The sequence below is a fragment of the Microcystis wesenbergii NRERC-220 genome (assembly GCF_032027425.1).
In the GTDB taxonomy this organism is placed as follows: Bacteria; Cyanobacteriota; Cyanobacteriia; order Cyanobacteriales; family Microcystaceae; genus Microcystis; species Microcystis wesenbergii_A.
The window spans coordinates 2,553,473-2,579,389 of sequence record NZ_JAVSJA010000001.1; the positions used below are offsets into that span (position 1 = coordinate 2,553,473).

At 43.4% G+C, this 25,917-nt stretch carries 29 protein-coding genes, 1 tRNA gene and 2 pseudogenes; 24 read left to right on the top strand and 8 right to left on the bottom strand.

Annotated elements, in window-relative coordinates; all coding sequences use genetic code 11:
- Positions 1-10 precede the first annotated feature (10 nt).
- The gene (locus RAM70_RS12615; protein WP_045356100.1) at positions 11-196 is read right to left on the bottom strand and encodes a DUF3285 domain-containing protein; all 186 of its coding nucleotides are present in this window, start codon (positions 194-196) and stop codon (positions 11-13) included.
- Positions 197-430: 234 nt separating this feature from the next.
- Between RAM70_RS12615 and RAM70_RS12620 the strand changes: the two genes are divergently transcribed.
- The 14 genes from RAM70_RS12620 (at position 431) to RAM70_RS12685 (ending at position 8,714) form a co-directional block, all read left to right on the top strand.
- The gene (locus RAM70_RS12620) at positions 431-1,882 is read left to right on the top strand and encodes a RecQ family ATP-dependent DNA helicase (protein ID WP_312674015.1); all 1,452 of its coding nucleotides are present in this window, start codon (positions 431-433) and stop codon (positions 1,880-1,882) included.
- A 510-nt stretch (positions 1,883-2,392) separates the two neighbouring features.
- Positions 2,393-3,532, top strand: a complete 1,140-nt coding sequence (locus tag RAM70_RS12625) for a hypothetical protein (protein ID WP_312674017.1) — start codon at positions 2,393-2,395, stop codon at positions 3,530-3,532.
- 212 nt (positions 3,533-3,744) lie between these two features.
- Positions 3,745-3,975 carry a DUF433 domain-containing protein gene (locus RAM70_RS12630; protein ID WP_002779924.1) on the top strand — a complete coding sequence of 77 codons (231 nt, stop codon included), beginning with the start codon at positions 3,745-3,747 and terminating at the stop codon, positions 3,973-3,975.
- A gap of 3 nt (positions 3,976-3,978) precedes the next feature.
- Positions 3,979-4,113 (top strand): DUF5615 family PIN-like protein, encoded by a 135-nt coding sequence (locus RAM70_RS12635; RefSeq protein ID WP_312674020.1) that lies wholly within the window; start codon positions 3,979-3,981, stop codon positions 4,111-4,113.
- A 310-nt stretch (positions 4,114-4,423) separates the two neighbouring features.
- A complete protein-coding gene (locus RAM70_RS12640; RefSeq protein WP_199308146.1) occupies positions 4,424-4,705 on the top strand; it encodes a hypothetical protein in 282 nt (93 codons plus the stop codon).
- Positions 4,706-5,085: 380 nt separating this feature from the next.
- Positions 5,086-5,361: a hypothetical protein gene (locus RAM70_RS12645; protein WP_002784322.1), complete on the top strand. Its 276-nt coding sequence runs from the start codon at positions 5,086-5,088 to the stop codon at positions 5,359-5,361.
- Positions 5,358-5,606, top strand: a complete 249-nt coding sequence (locus tag RAM70_RS12650; protein ID WP_312674024.1) for a hypothetical protein — start codon at positions 5,358-5,360, stop codon at positions 5,604-5,606. The genes RAM70_RS12645 and RAM70_RS12650 overlap by 4 nt, the downstream gene beginning before the upstream one ends.
- Positions 5,607-5,972: 366 nt before the next feature.
- Complete coding sequence (locus RAM70_RS12655) at positions 5,973-6,248, top strand: hypothetical protein (RefSeq protein ID WP_002752924.1); 276 nt, start codon at positions 5,973-5,975, stop codon at positions 6,246-6,248.
- Positions 6,245-6,613 (top strand): clan AA aspartic protease, encoded by a 369-nt coding sequence (locus RAM70_RS12660; RefSeq protein WP_190357208.1) that lies wholly within the window; start codon positions 6,245-6,247, stop codon positions 6,611-6,613. The genes RAM70_RS12655 and RAM70_RS12660 overlap by 4 nt, the downstream gene beginning before the upstream one ends.
- A 109-nt stretch (positions 6,614-6,722) precedes the next feature.
- The gene (locus RAM70_RS12665) at positions 6,723-6,863 is read left to right on the top strand and encodes a PEP-CTERM sorting domain-containing protein (RefSeq protein ID WP_287999527.1); all 141 of its coding nucleotides are present in this window, start codon (positions 6,723-6,725) and stop codon (positions 6,861-6,863) included.
- A gap of 190 nt (positions 6,864-7,053) precedes the next feature.
- Complete coding sequence (locus RAM70_RS12670) at positions 7,054-7,299, top strand: UPF0175 family protein (RefSeq protein ID WP_002770883.1); 246 nt, start codon at positions 7,054-7,056, stop codon at positions 7,297-7,299.
- On the top strand, positions 7,296-7,781 hold the full coding sequence (locus RAM70_RS12675) for a PIN domain-containing protein (protein WP_004163648.1): 486 nt from the start codon (positions 7,296-7,298) through the stop codon (positions 7,779-7,781). The genes RAM70_RS12670 and RAM70_RS12675 overlap by 4 nt, the downstream gene beginning before the upstream one ends.
- A gap of 296 nt (positions 7,782-8,077) precedes the next feature.
- The gene (locus tag RAM70_RS12680; protein WP_002763431.1) at positions 8,078-8,320 is read left to right on the top strand and encodes an antitoxin family protein; all 243 of its coding nucleotides are present in this window, start codon (positions 8,078-8,080) and stop codon (positions 8,318-8,320) included.
- The gene (locus RAM70_RS12685) at positions 8,307-8,714 is read left to right on the top strand and encodes a PIN domain-containing protein (protein ID WP_045356115.1); all 408 of its coding nucleotides are present in this window, start codon (positions 8,307-8,309) and stop codon (positions 8,712-8,714) included. Before RAM70_RS12680 ends, RAM70_RS12685 begins: the two co-directional genes overlap by 14 nt.
- Before the next feature lie 54 nt (positions 8,715-8,768).
- On the opposite strand, the gene bioF is transcribed toward RAM70_RS12685, so the two are convergent.
- Both bioF and RAM70_RS12695 read right to left on the bottom strand, forming a co-directional pair.
- Entirely contained in the window at positions 8,769-9,926 is a 1,158-nt protein-coding gene (bioF, locus tag RAM70_RS12690; protein ID WP_312674032.1) for an 8-amino-7-oxononanoate synthase, read from the bottom strand.
- A gap of 190 nt (positions 9,927-10,116) precedes the next feature.
- The gene (locus RAM70_RS12695; protein ID WP_045356117.1) at positions 10,117-10,476 is read right to left on the bottom strand and encodes a DUF6464 family protein; all 360 of its coding nucleotides are present in this window, start codon (positions 10,474-10,476) and stop codon (positions 10,117-10,119) included.
- 414 nt (positions 10,477-10,890) lie between these two features.
- Between RAM70_RS12695 and RAM70_RS12700 the strand changes: the two genes are divergently transcribed.
- Complete coding sequence (locus tag RAM70_RS12700; protein ID WP_312674033.1) at positions 10,891-11,439, top strand: RDD family protein; 549 nt, start codon at positions 10,891-10,893, stop codon at positions 11,437-11,439.
- A 148-nt stretch (positions 11,440-11,587) separates the two neighbouring features.
- Here RAM70_RS12700 and RAM70_RS12705 read toward each other — a convergent pair.
- Together RAM70_RS12705 and RAM70_RS12710 are read right to left on the bottom strand one after the other, a co-directional pair.
- Positions 11,588-11,661, bottom strand: a tRNA-Arg gene (locus tag RAM70_RS12705).
- A gap of 162 nt (positions 11,662-11,823) precedes the next feature.
- Complete coding sequence (locus RAM70_RS12710) at positions 11,824-12,015, bottom strand: hypothetical protein (RefSeq protein ID WP_045356121.1); 192 nt, start codon at positions 12,013-12,015, stop codon at positions 11,824-11,826.
- 206 nt (positions 12,016-12,221) lie between these two features.
- Between RAM70_RS12710 and RAM70_RS12715 the strand changes: the two genes are divergently transcribed.
- Positions 12,222-14,747, top strand: a complete 2,526-nt coding sequence (locus RAM70_RS12715; RefSeq protein ID WP_312674034.1) for a mannose-1-phosphate guanyltransferase — start codon at positions 12,222-12,224, stop codon at positions 14,745-14,747.
- Positions 14,748-14,826: 79 nt separating this feature from the next.
- On the opposite strand, the gene RAM70_RS12720 is transcribed toward RAM70_RS12715, so the two are convergent.
- Positions 14,827-16,209, bottom strand: a complete 1,383-nt coding sequence (locus RAM70_RS12720; protein ID WP_312674035.1) for a flavin monoamine oxidase family protein — start codon at positions 16,207-16,209, stop codon at positions 14,827-14,829.
- A gap of 109 nt (positions 16,210-16,318) precedes the next feature.
- On the opposite strand from RAM70_RS12720, the gene RAM70_RS12725 reads away from it, so the two are divergent.
- Entirely contained in the window at positions 16,319-17,167 is an 849-nt protein-coding gene (locus RAM70_RS12725; protein ID WP_312674036.1) for a M28 family metallopeptidase, read from the top strand.
- A 158-nt stretch (positions 17,168-17,325) separates the two neighbouring features.
- On the opposite strand, the gene RAM70_RS12730 is transcribed toward RAM70_RS12725, so the two are convergent.
- Together RAM70_RS12730 and RAM70_RS12735 are read right to left on the bottom strand one after the other, a co-directional pair.
- The gene (locus RAM70_RS12730; protein WP_045356127.1) at positions 17,326-18,018 is read right to left on the bottom strand and encodes a helix-turn-helix domain-containing protein; all 693 of its coding nucleotides are present in this window, start codon (positions 18,016-18,018) and stop codon (positions 17,326-17,328) included.
- A 13-nt stretch (positions 18,019-18,031) separates the two neighbouring features.
- On the bottom strand, positions 18,032-18,313 hold the full coding sequence (locus tag RAM70_RS12735) for a ParB N-terminal domain-containing protein (protein ID WP_045356129.1): 282 nt from the start codon (positions 18,311-18,313) through the stop codon (positions 18,032-18,034).
- A gap of 115 nt (positions 18,314-18,428) precedes the next feature.
- On the opposite strand from RAM70_RS12735, the gene RAM70_RS12740 reads away from it, so the two are divergent.
- The 7 genes and pseudogenes from RAM70_RS12740 to RAM70_RS12770 all read left to right on the top strand — a co-directional run bounded on the left by RAM70_RS12740 (position 18,429) and on the right by RAM70_RS12770 (position 25,800).
- Positions 18,429-20,192, top strand: coding sequence for an SWIM zinc finger family protein (locus RAM70_RS12740; RefSeq protein ID WP_312674041.1), 1,764 nt, complete (start codon positions 18,429-18,431; stop codon positions 20,190-20,192).
- Positions 20,193-20,365: 173 nt separating this feature from the next.
- On the top strand, positions 20,366-22,477 hold the full coding sequence (argZ, locus tag RAM70_RS12745) for a bifunctional arginine dihydrolase/ornithine cyclodeaminase (RefSeq protein ID WP_312674042.1): 2,112 nt from the start codon (positions 20,366-20,368) through the stop codon (positions 22,475-22,477).
- A gap of 436 nt (positions 22,478-22,913) precedes the next feature.
- A pseudogene (locus tag RAM70_RS12750) lies at positions 22,914-24,248 on the top strand (GUN4 domain-containing protein); the annotation flags it as partial.
- 213 nt (positions 24,249-24,461) lie between these two features.
- A pseudogene (locus tag RAM70_RS12755) lies at positions 24,462-24,872 on the top strand (GUN4 domain-containing protein); the annotation flags it as partial.
- Positions 24,873-24,986: 114 nt separating this feature from the next.
- Positions 24,987-25,181, top strand: coding sequence for a RelB antitoxin-like protein (locus RAM70_RS12760; RefSeq protein ID WP_190380465.1), 195 nt, complete (start codon positions 24,987-24,989; stop codon positions 25,179-25,181).
- A 49-nt stretch (positions 25,182-25,230) separates the two neighbouring features.
- Positions 25,231-25,551 (top strand): DUF6883 domain-containing protein, encoded by a 321-nt coding sequence (locus RAM70_RS12765; protein ID WP_024968524.1) that lies wholly within the window; start codon positions 25,231-25,233, stop codon positions 25,549-25,551.
- A gap of 12 nt (positions 25,552-25,563) precedes the next feature.
- Positions 25,564-25,800 (top strand): DUF4926 domain-containing protein, encoded by a 237-nt coding sequence (locus tag RAM70_RS12770; protein ID WP_002743276.1) that lies wholly within the window; start codon positions 25,564-25,566, stop codon positions 25,798-25,800.
- Positions 25,801-25,917: the final 117 nt, after the last annotated feature.

Below are 25,917 nucleotides of genomic sequence, written 5' to 3' on the forward strand. Positions count from 1 at the left end.
AGATTTCATCCTAGGGACGCGTCAGATAAGAAACACCGACAAAAAAGGCCAGTAAGGCTGCCGTAGTCAAAAAAAAGTGTTTTAAAGAGATGCCTTTTTTCTTGACCATATTCCGCATCGCCAGCTTGACGTAACTGGGTTGCGCTTCGGTGGCGGTTTCTACTGCGGGGTCGGTGGCACTAACAGGTTCAGTCATCAGTAATTCCCCAGACAAAGATTGATTCGCTATAAGTGTAACAGATTATTAAAAAAGTGTAAAAAAAATTTAAGTACGGGGAAAAATTGTTCCCCTTTCGGGATAGTCAAAACCGCTCAAACTGTTTAACCCAGAGGTTTCTAACCAGTTGCGCCTTTAAACAGTACCCTGAATTTTGATACAAATGCTCTCCTCTCCCCCACACCCCACACCCCACACCCCAGCAGTCTAACCATGTCTTCCCAATATCCCGAAAGCATCCAGACTATTTTTCAAAAAATTTGGGGCTATGATAGCTTTCGCTTTCCCCAACAGGAGATTATCGAGACAATTCTAGCGGCAAAAGATGCTCTGATTGTCATGCCCACGGGATTCGGTAAATCTATCTGTTTTCAATTGCCCGCTTTATTAAAAACCGGCTTAACCCTAGTGATTTCTCCCCTGGTTGCCCTAATGGAAAATCAGGTGGAGGAATTATTAGCCAGAAAACTACCCGTCGCCCTGATTCATCACGAAATCCCCCGACAACAGAGAAAGAAAACTTTAGATGCGATCGCAGATCAAACCCTGCGACTTCTCTATCTTTCGCCGGAAACCCTCTTAAGTCCGCCCCTCTGGTCAAAATTAACCCTTCCCCACGTTAAAATTAACGCTCTCATCCTCGACGAGGCCCATTGTTTAACCCAGTGGGGCGATAATTTTCGTCCTGCCTACCGTCGTCTTGGGGCTGTCCGTCCCGCTCTTCTACAATCGAAACCGGCCGGCAGCCAAATAGCGATCGCTGCTTTTACCGCCACCGCTAACCCCGCTACCCGTGAGACTCTCACCCGCGTCTTACAACTAGAAAAACCGCAGCTTTTCTTAATAAATCCTTACCGTCAAAACCTTGACTTAAGCACCAAAATATGTATTAGCCCCGGTTGTCGTCGTCATCAACTATTAAACTTCCTCACCGGTCAACCTCGACAATCCGGCCTGATCTATACTCGTTCCCGTCGCCACAGTGAAAATTTAGCGGCATGGTTGCAATCTCTCCACTATCGCACCAGTGCCTATCATGCCGGTTTATCCCCCTTTCAGCGTCGGGAAATAGAACAAAATTGGCTGCGGGGGGATTTAACTTTTGTTGTCTGTACCTCAGCTTTTGGCATGGGTATCAATAAACCCGATGTGCGTTGGGTTGTCCACTACCAACCCCCAGCTTTACTATCGGAATACCTACAGGAAATCGGCCGCGGTGGTCGCGATGGCGGTAAAATGCAGGCTCTCACCTTAATTAGTGAACCGACGGGATGGTTAGATAATAGCGATAAAAACCAGCAAAAATTCTTTAACTTGCAACAGGAACGCCAATACCGACAAGCTTGGCAAATTTTAGCCCAAATTCCCCTAGAGGGCAAATTAGAGGCGATTAGTGCCGAATTTCCCGATGGTGCGCTCATTCTCTCCCTTTTACACAGTCTTGATCGCCTAGAATGGCTCGATCCTTTTCATTATCGGCTTATTTATCGCCATAATTCAGCCAAGATGACTTTTAACCCCAAAAATGAGATGTTTCCCTACCTCTATACCCGTCGCTGTCGTTGGCACTTTCTCTTAAATGCCTTTGGTTTTCAGGAAAATGCCGATAATTTTCGCTGTGGTCATTGTGATAATTGTCGTCGCAATCGACCTCTGGTAAGCTAGGGAGCGCCAGAGCAGGGAGAACAGAGCATTTGTACTAAATTTTTTATGTCTTTTTTCTCCTCCTGTCTCGGATTCTCCTCACCTAAGGTCAGATTTTTGATTTTTGCAGGAGAACTATAGCGGTTTTCCCAGAAGTTAGTCCCGATTGAATCTATCAAGAGATTTACCATACCTTACCCGAAATAATAGTGAAATTTTGTGACAAAGTGCAGCCAGATACAAGAATCTTTGCTAGCTTTCTAGAAAGCTTCTGTGATAAGTCTCCTTAAAAAGAGATTGTTTGCAGTAAGCTAATCTGGCTAACACGCTTTTGGGCGTGATATGGGGAAAAGTTTTGGCGATCGCGCCTAAATAGGGTGATATGCCGAAAGTTGACCCATATCGTTACTCTGGAGAGTTTTTTACGGAAAGTTTTCGTATAATAAATGGTTAGGTGTCCTAGTTTATCTCTTATGTGCTTTACATCCTTTCAAAAACTTTATTATTTGGTTATTTAAGGTTATACAAACAATGAGTTTACAAAGTTTGCCGCTCGATTCCAGAAAGCTTGAAGTCTTGATAAAGAAGACTAGGCACTATAATATTTCCCCTATGTTTTTATCCCAATATATGCCTGAAGCTCAATCCCATCCAATTAGTGAGCATCTAGGTGAATTGGTTAACGATGCATACGAATATTTATCAGCTTGTAGTCAAAGTGAAATTGAAGAACTTCTAAGTGCTATGCCTCGTGGCTACAGAACGTTATTTGATATAAAATTAGAGGTAGAGACTGAGCAGCAGCGGCGAAGATTTGCCCTTTATTATGTTTCATCAGAAGTCGAGCGAAGCTATTTTTCCTTTAAGGGGGTACTTGAGCAAGATTTATTACAAAGTGAAGTGATAAAAATATATCCAGAATTAGCTGATAAGTTTGATAAAGATGGATTACTTCATATAGATTCTAATTTTGTTCTTTTTGATGGCGGAATTCAATATAAAGACCACATTCTTTATTATCATCAACTTCTCAGACGAGGATACCGATCTAATCCAAACTTTGATTTTCTAGATGGATTTATAAGGTACTACCGATATACAAAAAATGAAAATCAGTTTCGGATTGCCATTGATCACCGACGAATCATGTTAAAAGAGTTTTATCGCCAAGTTATTGAGATGGACGGATGGCGTGGTTTACCATTTGATAAAAACAAGTTGGATGACCAAAATTATATTGGCTTGACTGTTGTAGAGCGAAACAAAAATTCATTATTTGAACAGACGTGTAGCCTTGACCGTACTGAGTTCTATTGGAGTTATCGTGATGGAATTAAAACATTTGAGGCTGAGGAAATTTCAGGCGATAGTTATATATTTGATCATTACTACTTTAATCGGTATGTGCATAGTGAACGTGACATTCAAATAAAAGCATTTCGTCATTTGGATGGAGCGGTTAAAGTTTATCTTAGAGATAGTTATCAAAATAGAAAGAATTCTTTTATGCCAAAAGAGTTCAAGAGTCATTGTAAAGTAAAGCTTTGGCGCATTGACGGGGACATAAAGTTAGAGATCTGGAGCGACCTTATCTCACACTTTTTCAAGTGCAATGAAATGATTATTAAATATTTTGATCCTGAAAAATTTGAGCAGATATTTGATTTATGAGTGCGATCGCATATCTTGTAGTGCGATCGCCGATCTTGTAGGGTGCGTTCCTTAATGTGACTCCTACTGCTCCACTGATCGATCGATTTTTGGGGAACGCACCATGCCCATTGATTGAAACTGTGATACCAAATCCTGTTATAATAAAACGAGATATAGGGTGCGTCCCACGCAGCCTTGACCTTTTTGAAAACACTTTCAATGATGTAGCTATGGACTGGGAAACTCGAATTACACTAAATCCCGATATTTTGGTGGGAAAACCTATCATTAAAGGAACAAGGATTGCGGTTGAATTTATCATCGATCTTCTCGCCCAAGGTTGGAGTATTGATGAAATTCTGCGAAACTACCCAGGTATTACAGTAGAAGATATTCAAGCTTGTCTTAGCTATGCTAGTGTAATGCTCAAATCTGAGAAAGTCTATGCTATTCCTGCTTAACTGATGCGTTTTCTAGCGAACGAAAATTTCCCCCTTGATGCGGTTGAAGCCCTAGTACAAAATGGCCATGATGTCCTGTGGATTAGGGTGGAATCCCCCGGAATCTCGGACCGGGAAGTGCGATCGCCGATCTGGTAGGGTGCGTCCCACGCGCTGGGGACCTTAATTGAATGGAAACATCAACTAATTCCCCCTTATTTTTAGACTGAGGTGATTTGAGTTCCCACTCGCTGGGGACCTTAATTGAATGGAAACTATATTTAATTCATTGTGAGGTTCTAAAATTATGCAACTAATCAAATACACTACAGCGATCGCAATTTCTTGTCTACCTATATTCACAACACCTGTATTAGCTCAAAATAAACAAGAAAAGTGGGTAGATTTTGGTCAAACTAATAACGGTGAAATCATAAAATTAAATGAGCGTAGTGTCAAATTTGAAATTATGTTAGCTGACGATACTCTCAATAATGAAGATGGATTTTATAGCGAGAATGATACATACCCAAAGGTAAAAGTTGTTATCTTTGAATACAGTATTGGTGGCAGAACAAGAAATGCTTATACCAAGTCCTGTAATCATGGTAAATTAAGTGCTAATCCTAGCTGGAAAACCTACACTACTTTTATAGATTATTGGCCTCAATATTTTCTAGTTCCCGCTGATAGTATTGCTAGTCAGAATATGTTGCGACGAGTTTGTACTTTAAGTCTATCTAATCAGTAATCCTTTTTGATTATTTGAAGAAATGTAAAGTTCCCACTCGCTGGGGACTTTAATTGAATGGAAACCATCTGTTTATTGGGTAATTGTTGATTAATGGCTTTGTTCCCACTCGCTGGGGACCTTAATTGAATGGAAACATTTGAAGCTATCTTTATCTTCAATCATACTACCCATAGGAGTTCCCACTCGCTGGGGACCTTAATTGAATGGAAACCACTTAGAATCCCACCGACGTTTAGATTCGATCCACCGTTCCACTCGCTGGGGACCTTAATTGCATGGAAACACATATCCCTTTAGAATTAATAAAGATAATTGTTTTAGTCCCCACTCGCTGGGGATATTAATTAAATAGAAAAGCCGTAATCGGGAGTTAGTATATGCAAGCAATCCTTTTAAGCCGTGAAGAAGTTGCTCAACGGGCAGAGAAACTGTACGAAAGCAGAATCCGCCAAGAGGTGGAAGTTGAAGAAAACATTGGCAAGATGGTCATCATTGACATTGAAACAGGTGACTACAAAGTTGATAAAAATGGCTTACACGCTGCTGACTTATTGAGCGAGAAACACCCCCATGCTCGGCTCTTTGGGATCAAAATTGGCTACAACGTTGCTGCCGCTTTTGGTGGGGGTGTTATGGAGCGTGTAGTTAAGTGATTTCAGGTATTGTGGCTAATGGACACCCGCTTATCACTATCCCATTTCGGATTCCAAATCGCGCTGACTTTCCGATTGAGTTTGTAGTAGATACAGGATTTACAGATGAGCTTTGTTTACCACCCGAAGCAGTAGCATTACTGAATCTTCCTTTCAGGTACGATATGCGTGCGAATTTAGCAGACAACAGCCAAGTAATGCTGCCTCTTCACAAAGCAATTATTATCTGGAATGGTGAGGAGTGAGAAACTCGTGTATTTGCCACAGGGCGGCGACCCCTGGTTGGAACTGCTTTATTAGATAGCTATGAACTTGTGATTCAGTTTACGGAAGGTGGGTTGGTAACGATTGATGATTTGTAGTGCGATGCCGAAGGCACTGCGTAGCAGCACGCTGATCTTGTAGGGTGCGTTCCCTAATGCAAGTCCTACTGCTCCACTGATCGATTTTTGGGGAACGCACCATGCACATTGATTGAAGCGCCGATTCAAATTTGAAGTGCACCACTGGGGGGCTTCCGATGAGGCGGCTCATCAGTAGTAGAGCGGGAGCACTTCGTTAGAATAAATCAGAGTATAATTAAGGCAAAATACTGAGTTGAGGTCAACCAGATGGCAGTTCGTCAACGGCGTTATCCCAAAGATGAGTTAGCCGAGCGAGGGCAAAAACTCTACGAATCTGGCATTCGGCAGCAAGTCGAAGCCGGTAATGAAGGTAAGATTGTAGCGATCGACATTGAAACTGGAGAGTTTGAAGTCGATGAAAACGTTGTGCCTGCAACTAATCGGCTCTTTGAACGTCACCCCGATGCCCAACCTTGGATCATTCGTATCGGACATCGCGCTGTTTATCATTTCGGGGCACGGAGTTTGAAGAAAAATCCATGATGGAAGGTGTTGTCAATTGGCGGCGTGAAGCCACGCTAACGATTGTAGTCGGAAACTCAAATCGGCAACTGCAAGCGGTTGACGCGGTGATTGATACCGGGTTCAATGGATTTTTATCTTTGCCCTCTACAATCATCGCTACATTAAATTTACCTTGGAGTGGTTCTGATTTTGTCACGCTGGGTGATGGCAGTGAAACTTATTTTGATCTGTACACTGGGACTGTGATATGGGATGGGCAGTACCAAGAGATTGATATTGCAGAATCAGAAACAGAGCCTCTACTAGGAATGGCGCTGCTTTACAGATATCGGTTGCAGGTCGATAACATTGAGGGCGGTAAGGTCAAGATTGAAGCCTTATGAGCCAGTGCTAGAAGAGATTCGGTGAGGTGCGGTCTAACAACGCAGCCGTGGGGTGCGTTCCCTAATGTGGCTCCTACTGCTCCACTAATAGATTTTTGGGGAACGCACCATGCACATTTACTGTGGGTTTAAGTGCGATGCCGCTCCCCCCGCTCAAACCCCGGAACCCTCTGCCCTCGTTGGTCTGGGGGCTGTCGTCGCTCTGGGGGCTGGCTTCAAGCGCCGCCCCACTCAGGCAGACAAAAACTAAGCTTTAATTGAAGGGATTACAACAGGAGAACCGCAAGGGTCTCTTTTTTTGCTATTTAAAAGAGGATTATTTGATATTTGCTTCTTTTTAACGGAGATTGGAGAAATCATAAACCTCCCTCAAGGCACTAGACACAAGCGAGCTATCATAAAACCATCGCTGATTTGACAATCGCCAACCCCTAAAAATTATGAGCGTAGTTATTCCTAATGACATACTGACCGCATCAGGACTCTCCGAAGACGAGCTAAAACTAGAAATCGCCATCATGCTCTTTAAACAAGACAAAATCAGCATCGGCAAAGCCCGTCATCTTGCAGGCATGAACCTCCTCCAATTTCAACACGAACTTAATCTACGAGAGATTTGTGTCCATTATGACCTTGAAGAATTAGAAGAAGACATCCAAACCTTACAAAAACTAGGCAGACTATGATCGTCGTGAGTGACACCTCACCCATTACCAACCTAGCCGCCGTTAACCAGTTAACCCTTTTGCATCAACTCTATGGAACAATTATCATTCCTCAAGCCGTTTATGAGGAAATGGCGAGTTTAGGTTACGCCGTTCCTGGCACGATTGAAATCATGACCTTATCTTGGATAGAAACACGGCCCGTCACCCAGCAAAACCAAGTTAATCAACTACTCAATAAATTAGACCGAGGAGAATCAGAAGGGATTATTTTAGCGCTAGAATTAGGCGCAGATATATTAATTTTGGATGAAAGAAAAGGACGCAAAGTTGCACGATCTCTTGGGCTAAATATTACTGGAATATTGGGCGTTTTACTCGAAGCCAAGCAAAAAGAATTGATTATGAATATTAAACCGATTGTTGATCAGCTAATCTCAAAAGCAGAATTCCGAATTAGCGAAACACTCTACAGAAAGGTTTTGACAATTGCGGGAGAATGAGTCTATTGCAATATTTATTTCAACCCATTTTACAAAGTGCGATGCCGAAGGCACTGCGTAGCAGCACGCTGATCTGGTGGGGTGCGTTCCCTAATGTGGCTCCTACTGCTTCACCGATCGATTTTTGGGGGAACGCACCATGCACATTGATTGAAGCTGTGGGTTAAAGTGCAATGCTGATCTGGTGGGCCAAGTTGAGGAATGTTAGCTTTGGTTAAAATAGAGGGGCAATCCTGTAGGCTAGACTGTAAGCAGCTAACTAAATCACCCCTAATTCTTGTGATAGAGATTTCCCCATGCCCCAAGCTTTGAAAGCGATTTATCATAGTGGTACGTTCATCCTTCAAACAGCTTACGATTTACCTGAAGGCACTGAGGTGGAGCTTTTTGTAAAATCACCTCAAATTATTCCCCCAAAGATTACCGATATTGCGGCTAGGCAGAATTTTTTAAGGCTGCTTGTTGAGCGAATGCAACAAAACCCCATTCCCTCTAATGCTCCCCAGTTTACGAGAGATATGTTGCATGAACGCCGTTGACACAAATGTTTTAATTTACGTCAATGATTCGCGTTATCCTAGTGAGCAGGCAATCGCAGCTTCTCTAGTAGCTAATCTGACAGAGGGAGTTTTAATTTGGCGGGTTGCCTGCGAATATTTAGCGGCAAGCCGCAAACTTGAGCCATTTGGGTATGACAGAGCGCAAGCCTATCAGTACATTCGAGATTTGCAACAGGTTTGGTACACAGCTTTGCCAACTTGGGCTGTGATTAATCGTGCTGAGGACTTGATCAGCCGTTTTAGTTTGTCTCATTGGGATTCGATGGTGGTTGCTGCTTGTTTGGAAGCAAACGTCGAAACTCTCTATACAGAAGACTTTGGCTATTCAGACATTGATGGGCTGAAAATTGTCAATCCTTTCAAGAGTCCCTAAACCTGCCGCAGCATAAGCCGTTCCCATACCCTGCTCCCACCAAAAACTTTTTCCCTATGTGGGGAAAGATTCGCCAATAGACTGGACAAGAACCTCTAGATGGGCGAGGCTATGGGTAGCCATGGCAGTAAACCGCAGACGACTGGTGGGAACGGTAGGAGGACGAATGGCGGGGGCAAAAATCCCTTTTTCTAGCAGTTTTTGTGATAATTCTAGGGCTTGACCCGGATTGGCTACCGGTAAACATAAAATCGCCGCTTCCGAAGGCAATATATTAAGATTATTTAAGTTACTCTTGACAAAATTAATATTTTGGTGTAAGCGTTGGCGACGTTCCGGTTCCAGACCAATAATCTCTAAAGCCATTCTAGCGGCGGCGGTGTCGGCGGGGGATAAACCGGTAGTATAAATCCAGGTGGCGGCGCGATTGCGGATAAAATCGATAATTTTGGCGTTTCCGGTCACATAGCCCCCTAAACTGCCCAAAGCTTTACTCAGGGTTCCCATCTGAATTAATTCCCGTCCCTGACAACCACAATATTCCACGCAACCTGTGCCATTTTCCCCCATAACTCCGGTAGCGTGGGCCTCATCCACCAAAACCATGCAATTATAAATCTCGGCTAGAGCGAGAATTCCCGCTAGGGGACAGATATCCCCATCCATACTAAACACTGTATCGGTGAGCAGTAAACAATGACGATAGTGATGACGGTGGGCTAATAACTGATTTTCTAAATCTTCGAGACTATTGTGCTGGTATTCTTTCACCGTGGCACCGCTTAACTTGGCTCCATTTTTGAGGCTAGAGTGATTGTATTGATCGCCTAAAATCAGGTCTTTCTGCCCCACTAAACAGGTAATTGTCCCCAAATTGGCTAAATATCCCGAACTAAAAACGATCGCGTCTTCGCTATTTTTAAAAGATGCGATCGCTAATTCTAAGTCTCGATGAAGATCTCGGTGTCCACTTAATAGACGCGAGCCGGTGCTTCCGGTTCCATAGCTTTGTGTCGCTGCTATGGCTGCCGCGATCATTCTTTCATCGGCTGCTAATCCCAGATAATCATTACTGGCAAAATTGAGCAGCGATCGACCCTCTAATTCTATAACGGCTCCGCCCCGGCCTTGAATGGTTTTAACCCTTCGATACCAATTGGCCCGATGGAGGGTTTTTAAGCTATCCTCGATCCAAGAATAAGGATGATTCATAGGCGATTGATCAATATAGCGATTAAGCTGTTCTTAATTTAAATTGCTTGTTGAGACGAGGCAAGAGGCAAGAGGCAAAAGGCAACAGTAAAGGGATTGGGGGCGGTTCGGCTAATCTAAGAGTAAGCGGTTTAAATGCGTCTTAGCTTAGCTGGGGAAAATAGCCAGATTGTTGCCGAAAAAGGCTCTTTTAAGGGTTAATAGTTTCGTAAAAACGACAATCTTGACAGGGACCGGAGGGGTTAATCGCACAGCGTAACAGTTCGGATCTGGCGTTAAAACGACAACTAGCATCCCCCATCACCCAACGTCCTTCAATAAAACTTTTTTCGTTAGGAGTGGGAGCAGTTTGTACATAAAGGGATATTTTGCGTAAACAATAGCCACCAATCTTGTATTGATACTGGTGGTGACGTTCCAAAACCGCATAGGTTTGTCCTTTTAAGGCCAAATAATTACCCGGTTGTGGCATCCAATCCAACTGTATCTCTCCCAAACTTTGCCGCGGATGGGTCAGAATAACCTCCGTTGTTAATGAATCTTGCTCCATGATTATCCCTGTATTCTGGGCTACCTTTGCTCAATGGTAGCTTAGATCTCCGAGTCGATTAATAATTATATCTCCTGCAAAAATCAAAAATCTGACCTTAGGTGAGGAGACCCCCAGACAGAAGACTCCGAGACGGGGGGAGAAAAAAGACAAGAGACAACTATCCTAGAATTGCCAATTTCCCGATTAAAGTGGAAGATAAACAGCAGGATTTTTCCGAGAATTTACTTTAAATCTCTTGCATAATTAATTTTTCAGGGTTCAAAAACGGCAAAAATAAGAATTAAATGGCATAAAGTCTGTAAATAGATTATTTAACTGATTATCATTCATTCTTAATTCTCCTGACTCCTGACTACTGGCTACTGACCCCTAACCCTAACAACAATTTTTGATTTTTACAAGAGGTCTTTTATGGTTTACCCCATCCCGCCTGAAGATAATCTACCGCAAAAATTTCCGAAAATTCCCTTAGATCGTCGCGCCTATGCTTTCCTGATCGACTTTGCCTCGATCTGGTTTTTAAGCTCCTTTGCTAATAGTGCGCCTGTACTGCAATTTTTCCTTTTTCTCCTGATTTGGTGGTGTTTGCGGGTGTTATTGGTAGCGCAGAATCAGGGTCAGAGTTTAGGACGTTGGGCCCTGGATATGAAGATCATCGATCTACAACTTCAGCGTTTACCCGGAATTTTGGAGTTAAGCAAACGAGAGGCGATCGCTGGTGGCGGGGCAGCTTTAATGATGGTAGGGTTAAATACTTTTTTTGGCAATCCTTTAAGTTTGATTTTATTATCTTCGCCCCTTTTCGCCGACTGTGGTATGGCGATCGGTGATGAGCAATTTAACCGCGCTTTCCACGATCGCATCGGTGGCACGATTGTTATTCCCACCAGTCGGGGTTTTTCTCTCGATCTACGTTTAAGAAGGCTTTGGTATCAAGTTAAGGGCAGAATGAGAAGATAAATATCAGTGATCAGTGATCAGTGATCAGTTATCAGTTTTAAGTTTTGAGTTTTAAGTGAGCAGTATTAAATAGCAGTTTCCCAGCATCTTTTCACTGTTTACTGATCACTGGACGGCTACGCCGTGCCTTTGGCAACACTGAAAAAGGCGGGATCGGCCGGGATCGAACCGGCGGCCTAGTGCTTAGGAGGCACTCGCTCTATCCAACTGAGCTACGACCCCTTTTTTTCCCTAACCATAATAAGCCATCCACAGCTAAATTGCCGATTGCCATGGATTATTTAGGGTTTTTTGGGGGGGGTAATCTCGACTAATCCGGCAGAAAACGCCTCGATACCCACCCACTTTCTGTTTTATGGCCGTGACCTTGGCAGTATGTTAATTTTATTTGCCCTTGAGGGCTTTTTGAAAATTCTTGCGATAGGCGGGATTAACAGCCAACAGAAGCGGCCAGAACAGCGTTAGAGCTAAACGATTGGGTAAACTGGAACTAAAATTAGTGCTTCTGTATCCATTCCAGAATTTCCAACCACCGGCACCATAAACAATTATTAAGAGAAAAATAACCAGTCTCATGCCATCTCATCCTTAGATTTAGACAATTCACATCTCCTATTTTAAGCTTTGGTTTTGCTGGCTTGGGAAAAGAAAATATTGTTCTGAATCGGGGGGACGGTGTTAGAATGCCGGTTAGGGACTAGCTCGATCGAGGTCGGGAAACTCAAGCCAGAATTTGAAAAAAATATTTAAAAACGGCGAAAAGATAGCCTTGGGAGGAAATTATGCGAGCGGTATTAATGGCAGGTGGTTCGGGGACAAGATTACGTCCGCTTACTTGTGATCTTCCCAAACCGATGGTCCCGATTCTCAACCGTCCGATCGCCGAACATATTATCAATTTACTACGAAAACATGACATTACCGAAATTATCACCACCCTGCACTATCTTCCCGATGTCATGCGCGACTACTTTCAAGACGGCAGCGACTTTGGGGTAAAAATTACCTACGCTGTCGAGGAGGATCAACCCCTAGGCACCGCAGGATGTGTGAAAAATATTGCCGAATGGTTAGATGATACCTTTCTGGTGATTAGTGGCGATAGTATCACCGATTTTGACCTGCAAAAAGCGATCGCATTCCATAAAAGTAAAAACTCGAAAGCAACCCTCGTCCTGACGCGGGTTGCCAATCCGATCGAATTTGGGGTAGTGATTACCGACAAAGAAGGCAGAATTCGCCGTTTTATCGAAAAACCATCCACCAGCGAGATTTTTTCCGATACTGTCAACACCGGAACCTATATTCTCGAACCAGAAGTCCTCGATTATCTCCCCTACAAAGAAGAAACCGACTTTTCTAAAGATTTGTTTCCGCTGCTGCTGCAAAGGGGCGAACCTATGTATGGTTATGTGGCCGATGGTTATTGGTGCGATGTCGGTCATCTGGAGGCCTACCGAGAAGCGCAATACGATGCTTTATCCGGCAAAGTTAACCTAGAATTTCCCTATCGAGAAAAATCCCCCGGGGTGTGGGTCGGCACTAATACCTATATCGATCCTAGCGCCCAGATCGAGGCACCGGCCATGATCGGCAATCATTGCCGTATTGGTGCAAATGTTCTGATCGAGAGGGGTTCGGTTATCGGCGATAATGTCACCATCGGTGCTGGTTCCGATCTGAAACGTCCCATCCTCTGGAATGGTGTGGTGATCGGGGATGAGGTCAATTTAGCCGCTTGTACGATCGCTAGGGGAACCAGAATCGATCGACGGTCCCAGGTACACGAAGGTGCGGTGATCGGACAATTATCGATCGTGGGGGAAGAAGCGCAGATCAATTCTGGGGTCAGAGTCTGGCCGAGTAAACAGATCGAATCGGGAGCCATCCTCAATATTAACCTGATTTGGGGAAATACTGCCCATAAAAACCTCTTCGGTCAACGAGGAGTATCGGGCCTCGCTAACATCGATATCACGCCCGAATTCGCCGTTAAACTGGGGGCATCCTACGGTTCCATCCTGAAACCGGGGTCAACGGTAATCGTCTCCCGGGATCAACGTAGTGTCTCGCGCATGGTCAGTCGCTCGCTGATTGCCGGTTTAATGTCCGTGGGGGTGAATATCCAAAACCTACAAGCGAATGCTTTACCGATTTCCAGGACTTTAGTGGCTAAATTAAACGTAGTCGGTGGCATTCACGTTCGTATCCACCCGGATCGCCCGGATTTTCTCTTAATCGAGTTTTTAGACGAAAAAGGGATTAATGTTTCCAAAGCCAAGGAAAAGAAAATCGAAGGTGCTTATTTCAAAGAAGATCTGCGACGGGTGGGAATGCAGGAAATCGGCAGTATGTCCTATCCGGCTGATATTCTCGATAATTACCGCAAAACCTTTGAAACTCAGCTAAATGTGGAGGCCATTCGCAATAGTGGTTCCAAAATCGTCATTGATTACGCCTACGGAGTCTCAGGGGCAATTTTACCAGAATTACTGGCCAAATTTGGCTGTGATGCCGTGGTTCTCAATGCCAGTTTACGTCAGAATGCCCTTTCCATGCAGGAAAGAGAGTTACTGATCCATCAATTGGGCCATGTGGTGGAGGCCCTGAAAGCGAACTTAGGCGTACAAGTTTCGGCCAACGGGGAACAATTAGTCCTCGTCGATGAGAGTGGTTTATCGATTCGCGGGGAACAATTAACCGCTTTAATGGTGAATACAATTCTGACCGCCCATCCTCGCGGTACAGTGGTAGTGCCGGTTCATGCTTCTAGTGCCGTGGAACAGATCGCGCGTCGTCACGATGGCCGGGTGGTGCGGACAAAAGCCAGTCCTAGCGCTTTAATGGAAGGATGTCAAACCAATCCTAATGTGGTTTTAGGAGGATCAGGGCAAACTGGCTTTATTTTTCCGCAATTACATCCTGGTTTCGATGCCATGTTCAGCGTGGCGAAACTTTTGGAGATGTTAACCATTCAGGAACGTTCTCTAGCTCAGGTGCGGGCCGAGTTACCGCGCATTTATAATAAGAATACGGCGGTGCGTTGTCCTTGGAAAGTAAAGGGATCCTTGATGCGCTATCTGGTGGAAACTCACGCTACCGATAATCTAGAGTTGATCGATGGGGTGAAGGTGATTAATCCCCTTAATGATGACTGGGTATTGATTTTACCCGATGCCGGAGAACCTTTAGTGCATATCTACGCTAACAGTGAACATCGGGAATGGGTCGATCGGACAATTAAAGAATATCGTCATCGTGTCCAATATTTCGTCGAACATTACCAGGGCGAAATAGTGATGATTTAGGATTTTTCTGCCCTATTATCCACGAAAATTGACTATGATGACTTTTTTGACCTAAGGAGGTGCGTAGCCCTGTAGATGCTCATTTTTCGCGGAAAAGCAAGGCGATTCGATCGGCCGCTGCCTCACCGGTGCGGATCGCTCCCTCAAAAAATCCCGGCCAGCGATCGGCCATTTCTGTGCCGGCCCAGTGAATCGGTCCGACGGGAGTAAAAAGAGCCTCGCCGAAACTTGTCCAGACTCCGGGGGGCATAAAAGCGGAATATGCGCCACCAGTCCAGGGCTCCCCGGGCCAATCCACCTCATCGTAACTGATCGGGAAAAGGGCCTCTTGACCGAAATAAATAGCTAAATCCGAGAGGACGGCGGCACGGCGCGCCGGGCCACTCATCGAGCGCCAACGACTATAGCGATCGCCAACTAGGAAGGTGGCCATTACCCCCACGCCGGTTTCGGGATCGGAACTATCAGCACAGAGTTCCAACCATTGACAATTCCCTTGAGCAAGTCCCGCTAGTCCCTGTTTTCGCCAGAAAGGTTGTTCATAGGAAATCAGGACTTTAGCGCAGCATCCCATCGGTACTCGTTGGGTTAGTTGTTCTCGCTGGGGTGGCAGCGGGGGATGATAAATAATGCGGCCGGCAAGATGGGGCGGCATGGCAATGATGGCAAATTTGGCGGTAAAAGTGTTCTGGCTGGTTTCTACGGTCACGCCGGCCGAGTCATAATTAAGGCGAAAAACCGGTTCCCCCAGTCGAATTCGCCCTCCTAACTCCGCCGCGATCTTGTCGGGAATTTGTCCCGCTCCGCCATGGATCAGTTCGGCTTCTGGATGTTCAGCTTGAGCGGCGCAATTTTGTCCCCAAAGAACGTGCAGCAGTGATACTTGGTTGGGTTCGGCCGGCCCGAGAAACCCCACTGCACGGGCCATATAAGCAAAATACCATTGACCAAAATCTGTGGTGGTGTTTTCTTCAATCCACTGGGCAAAAGTTTTACTGTCTAGTTTTTTGGTGTGATCGTTGCTTTGGGGATAACCGGAAGGTAGGGTTTTGGCTAGTTCTTGAAAACGCGCCCATGCTGACATCGCATCTTGCCATTCTGCCGGGCCGATATCCGGTATTTCTCCCTCGTGGAAACCTTGAAAAAAACCGTTGAATTCATAGCGTTTTTTGTTAAAGACTAGGACGGTTTTTCCCTGATTGGGAGAGGGAAAACGACGTATTTGATACTCATCAAGGAGGGCTAAAAAACGCTCTTGGGTTGGGCCCACCCACTGACCACCTCGATCGATCCACTGTCCGGAGGGGAGATATTGACCAGACATTCTGCCACCGTAACGATTTCGCGCTTCGATTACCAGAACTTGATGACCTCGCCTCTGGAGATTACGCGCGGCGATTAATCCTGCTAATCCCGCCCCGATCACGATACACTCATAGCTAGTCAATTGGAGATTTGTCATGATTTTAGCTCCACAGAATACTTGATCATTAACAATTGTTATTTTCTCCGATTTTTGCCTCAGTTTCTCTATCCATTGGCTCTTTTAATTAAATTATCTGCTGCTATCAATGTTTGATCTTCTTAGCGATCGCTTAAGCCAACACCTAGAACAAATTGTCCGAGAAAGAAACCCTTTTTTCTCTAGTCAAGGACATTTTTATGTGCGAGAATACCTGCGACAAGAGTTAGGACAGTGGGGAAAGGTTGAATCACATTTTTTCCATTTTCGGGGAAAAGCTTACGAAAATTTAATCTTGGATTTGCCTAACAACAGTCAAAAACCTCCGATTTTAATTGGCGCTCATTATGACACGGTGCCGGGGTCGCCGGGGGCCGACGATAACGCTACGGGATTAGCGGTATTATTAGAATTAGCGAGGTTTTTTGGGGAGAATCAGGCTAATTATCCAATTCGTTTACTTGCCTTCGATCTAGAAGAATACGGATTACTGGGGAGCATTGCCTACGCGGAAAAATTAAAACAAACTAAGCAGGATTTAAGGTTAATGTTATCCTTAGAAATGCTCGGTTACTGTGATAAAAATCCCCATTCTCAAAAATATCCGGCTTTTCTAGAATATTTTTACCCCAACACTGGGGATTTTATCGCTTTGATTGGCAATCTCAAAACCCGCAAGGATTTAAATTTTCTCAGTCGAGTCCTGCGGGAAAATCAGACTCCCTGCGAGTGGTTGCCCGTAATTTTTGGAGGTTATATCGTCCCCGATACTCGACGCAGCGATCATTCTCCTTTTTGGAGTCGCGGTTATTCGGCAATTATGGTGACAGATACGGCTAATATGCGTAATCCCTATTATCATAGTTCTCGGGATACAATCGCTACTTTAGACTTAAATTTCCTAACACGAGTGTGTCAAGGTCTTTGTTTTGGATTGCAATCTTTACCGATGAGATAAAAGCAGACCGTGAGAGAAGTTTTCACAGCACATATAAGCAAATTTGTCAAGATGCCAGAAACAATTTCTTTACCTTTGCGATCAATTATCGATATCGTTTTCAGAGAACTTCTCCGAAGACGTTTTCGCGGCGCTGAAGCTATGTAAGAATTATCACTTTAAGCGGTGACATTTTCTGTTTCTGCTGGTTGAATTTCCGGCATTTCTACTTTAATTAAACTCACTCTAGCACGATAAAGTAGTTTTTCCCCATGACGATAGCCCCGATAACGCACTATAACGGGTGTACCAATTGCTGCTTGACCATCGATCAATTGATGGATTTGCGGATCATAACTAACATGATCACCGACACTGTCAATTGGTTGCACTCCCCAGCGCTCCAGTAACTGCATAATCGGTTTAACTAGGGAGAGGATTTTGACGGCTGCTAGGTCGGGATTTTTGCGGGCAACGGCCTCGGCCGTGGGCCATTGAACTAACCAAGATTCGATCGCTTCGATGCTTTGACGTTGAAATTCTGCGGCTAATTCTTCTTTTTGCTTGTCTAATTTTTGCTGTAAATTTTGATACTCTTGTTCGAGAATTTTTGATTCCCCTGAACGATCCTCTGTCCCCATCGTCGGGATTTGAAAATGAGCGAGAAGATCGCTAACTGGCAGCTGCAGCCCATTAGCTAATTTCACCAAAGATTCAGAGGATAATTTGGCGATTAAACCATGGCGAACTCTCTGCAATTGCCAAGAAGATAGACCCGATAACCGACTCAATTCTTCTAGGTTTTTACAGCCAATTTCTGCCATTAACTGCTCTAATTTTTGCCGATGATATTTATATAAGGACTCATTCATGGGACTTCTCAGCTTAAGCGATGTGTTTAGCTAAAACAGATTTAGGAGCGCGACGAACTCGACAGAGAATTGTTTCTTTACCGAGACGCTGATGAGCTGCAAAGCGATGGCAACCGGAAAAACCGTAGTAGTTACCATCCACCTCCAAAACATCGATCGGTTCTCGTAATCCCTTCTCAGCGATCGATTGCATCAACTGATTAACTTTTTCGGGATCGGTTTGTCGCGGTAAAGGACGACGAATTTGGGACAGAGGAATGTTTTTAATTTCCATAGTGTTTTTACTATAGCACATTTAGGCTAAACTGAAGATAAGTGGACTCGGTTGCTGATGCAGTGGTCCGCCTCGCTGCCGGTAGTTTTCTTGCCACAGACAAGATTTTATCACCCAATCCTCTCCTTTTCTGACTATGACTATTCCTCCTATCAATGAAAAAATTATCCGGCAAAATACCACCAATGCTTCCTATCAGCGCGGTCGGGATTATTACGATAGCGGTGCAGTTATTTCTCTTTGGCAACGGGGGCAAAACCTGCAAGCTTTAGTCCGTGGTAGTGAGGTTAAACCCTATCGAGTTGCTATCGCTTTTAACCAAGAAAACCTTGAGAATATCTCCTGTTCCTGTCCCTACGATTATGAAGGTTGGTGTAAGCATATTGTGGCAGTTTTATTAACCTGTTCTCGTCAACCAGAATTAATTATCAAAAAAGCCTCTCTAGAGGAGTTATTGACACCAATCAATGAAAGTAAAATAAGAAAATTGCTTAATCATTTAGTGGCTAAACACCCAGAAATTATCGAGACAATTGATAAGTTTTTAGTGCCAGCTACCCCAGTTAATAAAGCGGGAGGGAAGATAACTATTAATATCAAAGCTTATCGTAATACTGTCCGTAATGAACTGCGGCAATCCCTGCGAGCGATCGAAGAAGATTACTACGAAGAAGATCCAATTTCTGATGAAATTTATGCCTTGGTGGATGAGGCCCAAGATTATTATCAAAAGGGCGAACCGGATAACGCGATCGCTATTTTGGAAGCAATTATTAGCGCCTGTATCGAGGAATGGGATGATTTAGAAGATTACGGTGCTGTTAATGATGATTTAAGTGCTAGAATCGATCGAGTTCTAACGGCAGCAATTTTAAGCAAGGAATTTAATCCCCAAGAAAATCAAGATTTAAGGGAAAAAATCGAGCAATGGCAGGATGAATGGAGTGCCGATTTTGAGATGAGTTTAGCAGCCTTACAACAGGGATGGGACGATCCAGTTTTAGAGAAGATTTTACGGGGAGAATCGGATAATTTTTCAGAAATGTGGTCAGGGAATATACCCTATTATGCCCAAACATTGACCTCTATTCGCTTAGAAATTTTCGAGAAACAGGAAAAAGATCAGGAATATTTGAATCTAGCTTTAGCTTCAGGACAAGTGGTAGAATACCTAACTAAGTTAGTCTATCTTGATCGCATTGACGAAGCGATTGCATCGGCAAAAAACATGATAACTAAAAACGATGAAGCCTTCTTTTTTGCCAAAGCTTTACGCGATGAATCCGCACCAGAATCGGCCTTAATAATTGCCCGAACTGGTCTAAATTTTCCAGGTAATTATCATTATCAATTAGCTCTCTGGACAAGTGAACTAGCAGAATCTTTAGGGGATATAGATACAGCTTTGGCTGCTAGAATTAAGGCGTTTCAAGACCAACCGTCCTTCTCCCATTACCAAACAATTGAGTCTTTAGCGGGGGAAGATTGGCCCGATTTAAAATTAGACTTGTTAGATTACTTGCGCGAGTTTAGCGGTGGACGTTCCACAGAGGCTAAAATCGATATATTTCTCCACGAAAATTTAGTTAGAGATGCAATTAAAGTCGTTTCTGATAATTCCTATGTGCAGTCTCACCTAATTTGGCGGATAATGGATGCGGCTGCTACCGTCGATCCTAACTGGGTGATCGATCGCGCACGTCCTCCTGCGGAAAAGATACTCGACGAAAAAAAGGCTGATCGCTACGAAGAAGCGATTAAATGGCTAAAAAAAGCTCGTAATGCCTTTTATATGTCGGGAAGACGAGAAGAATGGCAAACCTATCGAGAAAATTTAATTAAGGAACACGGACGCAAATCGAAATTTATGGGGTTATTTAAATATCAGGATTTACAATAATTTAAGCTTCTAGCCGTCAGTTATCGGCTAGAATCAGGCTGTTTTTAGCTTGTAGAGTGGAAATTGTCCTAATCTTAGGCTTAGTGATATTTTGGGGCAAAGTGGAGTATAATGGAAGATTGGTCTAAACTTATCTCCAGACTACTTATACTGAATATTCATTGTCAAAAAATATGACTGAAACTATTCGCTTTTTGATGTGTTCTCCCGATCATTACGATGTGGATTATGTGATTAATCCTTGGATGGAGGGCAACATTCACAAATCTTCCCAGGAAAAAGCTAGGCAACAATGGCAGCAGCTTTATCATGTTCTCAAAGATCGGGCGCTTGTGGATTTAGTCCCACCAGAAAAAGGCTGGCCTGACATGGTTTTTACCGCTAATGCAGGTTTAGTTCTGGAAAAAACTGTCGTTCTCAGTCGCTTTTTACACAAAGAAAGACAGGGAGAAGAACCCTATTTTAAGCAGTGGTTTGAAGATAACGGTTTTACGGTTCACGAACTGCCAAAAGATTTACCCTTTGAAGGTGCAGGAGACGCATTATTAGATCGGGAAGGACGTTGGTTATGGGCAGGATATGGCTTCAGAACCGAGTTAGATTCCCACCCTTTAATCGCTAAATGGCTCGATATCGAGGTTTTATCCCTACGTTTAATCGATGAACGTTTCTATCACCTTGATACCTGTTTTTGTCCCCTTAGTGGCGGTTATCTACTCTACTATCCCGATGCTTTCGATGCCTATTCTAATCGGTTAATTGAGTTAAAAATTCCCGAAGAAAAACGCATTATCGTTGAAGAAGCCGATGCGGTTAACTTTGCTTGTAATGCAGTGAATATCGGTCAAGTAATCGTCATGAATAAAATTAGTGACGATTTACAATATAAGTTAGCGTCAAAAGGGTTTGAAGTGGTACAAACTCCCCTAACGGAGTTCTTAAAAGCAGGAGGAGCCGCTAAATGTTTAACCCTGCGTACCACCGAACCCTTAATTCCAGACCATCACGCTAATGTCACCATTGAAAGTCGCATTCTCCAGTTAGAAGGTCATCTGCTCGACGCGGGAATTATGAATAAAGCTCTCGATGTTGTGGTAGGAAATGGGGGCAGCTTCAAGGTTTTAAACTTCACCTTAGGGATTGAGCGCCAAAGTACCTCCTCGGCCGAAGTGCGCGTTTCTGCACCCTCTCACGAGGTAATGGAGGAGATCATGGTACAATTGATCGACCTCGGTGCGGCCGCTCGTCCTCAAGAAATCTGTGATGTCAATACCGCAGTGGTGGCACAAGATGGGGTCGCTCCCGATGATTTTTATGTCAGCACCATCTATCCCACGGAAGTGCGGGTTAACTGTGAATGGGTGCGGGTGGAAAATCAACGCATGGATGCAGCCATCGTCGTCACTGAAAGTCCGGAAGGCAAAACGGCAAAATGTACTCTGCTGCGGGATTTAAAAGCTGGCGATCGCGTCATGGTGGGAGTTGAGGGCATCCGTACTATCCGACAGGCGGAATCCAGGGAACAACGCAACAGCACCCAGGAATTTACCTTTATGGGTGCGGGGGTTTCCAGCGAGCGCCGAGTCGAGTTAACCGTGGAGCAGATTGCCTGGGAAATGCGCCAAATTCGCGACCAGGGCGGTAAAGTGGTAGTAACGGCAGGTCCGGTGGTCATTCACACTGGAGGAGCGCAACATCTCTCCCGTTTAATCCGCGATGGTTACGTTCACGCTTTACTGGGGGGAAATGCGATCGCAGTTCACGACATGGAACAGGCGATCATGGGTACTTCTTTAGGGGTAGATATGCAGAAAGGCATCCCCGTGCGCGGTGGCCATCGTCACCACCTCAAGATTATCAACCTCATCCGTCGCCACGGCAGCATCGCTAAAGCTGTATCGGCCGGGGTATTGACAAAAGGTGTAATGTATGAATGCGTCAAGAATAATGTCCCCTTCAGTTTGGCCGGTTCAATTCGCGATGATGGTCCGCTTCCGGATACGGAGATGGATTTAATTAAATCACAGGAAGAATATTCCCGCTTAATTCAAGGTGCAGACATGATTCTCATGCTCTCTAGTATGCTCCATTCCATCGGTGTGGGCAATATGACACCGGCGGGGGTGAAAATGGTCTGTGTTGATATTAACCCGGCCGTGGTGACAAAATTAAGCGATCGAGGTTCTGTAGAATCCGTCGGTATCGTCACCGATGTGGGTTTATTCCTGAGTCTGTTAACCCAACAGTTGGATAAGTTAACCCGTCCCTTGGTAGAAACGGTTTAAAACCCAAAATAGATATCGGGTGGGTTACGCTTTGCTAACTCACCTATTTTTATCGATATTTTCAACCAATTATCGGAGAAAATTTGCCCACTAGAGTCGCCCTAGCTTGCTTTCTTTTTCTATAATACTAAATCTGGTTATTAAGTAGCTGGTTATAATTAAATTAAAAATGTGTTTTAGGTTTGATCGCCCCTTAGTACTAGGTTTGATTCATAGTAGGGTTGATTCATGAATCAACCCTACCCTTAGTCCCCCCTTGATAAGGGTGGTGTCTGATAATTTTTAACGCCTACCTACTTAAAGACTGATTATTTATTCCCTTTTTTGCATGAGTGCATGAGCAGAAAACGGGTTTCTCGGAGAAACCCGTTTTCTGTGCGTTACTCAACGGATTTAGTATAATAGGGGTTAATCTTCCCACACTTGTCAAACGGCTATGAGTCTCTGTCTCAATCCCGATTGTTCGCACCAAAACACCCCCACGGATAAATTCTGTCATAAGTGCGGTTCTCAATTACTGCTCAGAGAACGTTATCGAGCGCTAAAATTAATCGGTCAAGGGGGTTTTGGTAAAACATTTCAAGCGATAGATGAGGATAAACCTTCAAAACCCTATTGTGTGATTAAACAATTTTTCCCGTCAGCACAGGGAACAGGAACTTTACAAAAAGCAGCAGAATTATTTAAAGAAGAAGCGATTCGTTTAGATAGTTTGGGAAGATACCCACAAATCCCCGAACTTTACGCCTATTTTACCGGTAATGACGGGCGACAATATCTCGTGCAGGAATATATCGAAGGACAAAATCTCGAACAAGAATTAAAACAGGAAGGAGTATTTAATGAAGCCAAAATTAAACATCTTTTGTCAGAGATTTTACCGATTCTAGAATTTATTCATAGTAAACAAGTAATTCATCGCGACATTAAACCCGAAAATATTATTCGCAGAAAAAGCGATAATAAATTGATTTTAGTGGACTTTGGAGCGGCAAAATTTGTCAGTCCTTTAAATCGTTCCATGACAGGAACAATTATCGGTTCTGCGGAATACATCGCACCAGAACAGGGGAACGGGAAAGCAGTTAATGCCAGTGATTTGTATAGTTTGGGTGTAACTTGCCTTTATTTATTAACAGGAATATCTCCCTTTGATTTATTCGATGGGGGGGAACACCAATGGGTATGGCGACAGTGGTTGGTTAATAATCCTGTTAGTAATGATTCAGGGAATATTCTGGATAAATTAATCGAGTTTGGTACAAAAAAACGCTATCAATCTGCCTCGGAAGTGTTGCAAGCTTTGCAGATAAAAACATCAGTCTCTATACCCCAGACAACTATTACACAAACTCCCCCATCTATTCAGCTTAAAAGTGCCAAAGGAATCGATTATCGGAACTTAGAGGATTTACTGAAACGGCAGCAATGGAAAGAAGCGGACGAGGAAACTGCGAACTTGGTACGAAAAGTAACTAATCGTGTCAAAGACTGGTTAAGAGATGAAGATATACAGAAATTTCCCTGCGAGGATTTGCGAACTATTGACCAATTATGGGTTTATTACAGTAACGGAAAATTTGGCTTTTCTGTGCAGGGGCAAATCTATCGAGAAATCGGTGGCATGGAAGAATATAATGAAAGAAATTGGGATATTTTTGGCAGTTTGGTAGGCTGGCAAAAAAATAATAGTTGGAATTGGCAAGATATTAATTATAGTTGGCAAGCACCTCAAGGTCATTTGCCGCTAATACGCTACGGTTATAAGGGAGAAGGAAGTTATATTATCTATCATCTAACCTCAAGAATATTTGTTTGTCAGACTTCTAGTCACCAGATTATTAATCAAAAACAACCTGTAGCAACAATTATTCAACCTCCCATTATTTCCGTTCCTCAAACTCCCCCATCTATCCAGCTTAAAAGCGCCAAAGGAATCGATTATCGGAACTTAGAAGATTTATTGAAACGGCAGCAATGGAAGGAAGCGGACATAATAACTTTTGAAACTATGCTGAGAATTTGTAACAGACATGGATTTTTAAGAGTTAAAGATATAGATATTTTCCCTTGTGAAGACTTACAAATAATTGATCAATTATGGTTAAACTATAGCCAAGAAAAATTTGGCTTTTCGATTCAAAAACAAATATTTGATCAGCTTGATAATGGTCAACAATATAATGATAAGCTCTGGGATGACTTCGGTTTGATTATAGGATGGCGAAAGGAGAATAAAAACATTAGATACGACAGGGCTATTTTCGATATAAATGCACCTAGAGGACATCTACCATGCCGAATCTTTGATTTGTGGAATTGGGGAGGAGTTGGTGGTGGAACTGGGTCTTTATTTTATTCTCTCGCGTCGAGACTTGCAAAATGTAAAATCTAAGGATTACAGGCGTAGGTGGGGTGTTTTGATCTCTTCTCTCGCGTCGAGACTTGTAAAATGTAACATATAAAGGTAACAGCCAATTTTTAAGAATTGTATCGGAGGGAAAACCAAATGCTAGAAATTAACAAAAACTATGTATTAGACAAGGATCAAAAGCCGATTGCCGTTCAGATTCCCATTGCTGAATTTGAAAAAATCGAAGAAATCCTAGAGAATTACGGACTAGGAAAACTCATCGAAGAAGTTGAAAATGATCAAATCCTAGACAAAGAAAAAGCCTGGCAATACTGCCGGTATATACTGTAAAATCTATTTTATAGAAGTCTATAAAGAAATTGGCTAAATTACAATATAAATGCCTTATTTAAATCCCAATGCGACAATCCCACCAGCTAAATTAACCCGGTATTTGCTAGTTTTACAACCCAAAGATGATAAATCAGGCTTTCTGGCACAAGCGGGATATAATTTAGACAACTGGCAGGTATTGGAACAAGATTTAAGACGTATTCTTCTCAACGAGGCCACCTTAAATAAACAAACAAAGTTCGGTGATATTTATGAAATTAAAGGACTTTTACAAGGGGTGAACGGGATAAACTTACGAGTCTCTACTTATTGGATTATCGACTCACTTACGAAAGAAACAAGATTTGTGACTTTATTACCAGATTAAAAGAGTTAGACTATGAAATTTGATATGTTTTCCGAAGTTCAATTAACCGAAGATTTGCCAGAATCTAATTTGTCTCGTGGCACTCACGCGATTATCGTGGATTATTGTCCTCGACCCGAAGGCCAAGAGGATGGCTATGTTTTAGAAGTGTTAAATAATCAGGGAAAAGCCTATACAGTTATCGCTGTAGAAGTTTCCAAGATTGAATCGATTCAAAATCTTAAACAGGATGAATTGCAAATTATATAATTCTGTTATTCTTTTTTTATGTATGTCCCCAGGGATGACGACTGTTTTCAGTTTGTTACTCTCAAGCGCCAATGAAATATTTACCGTCCGCTCTTTGGTGAAAGTTGAATAAGTTAA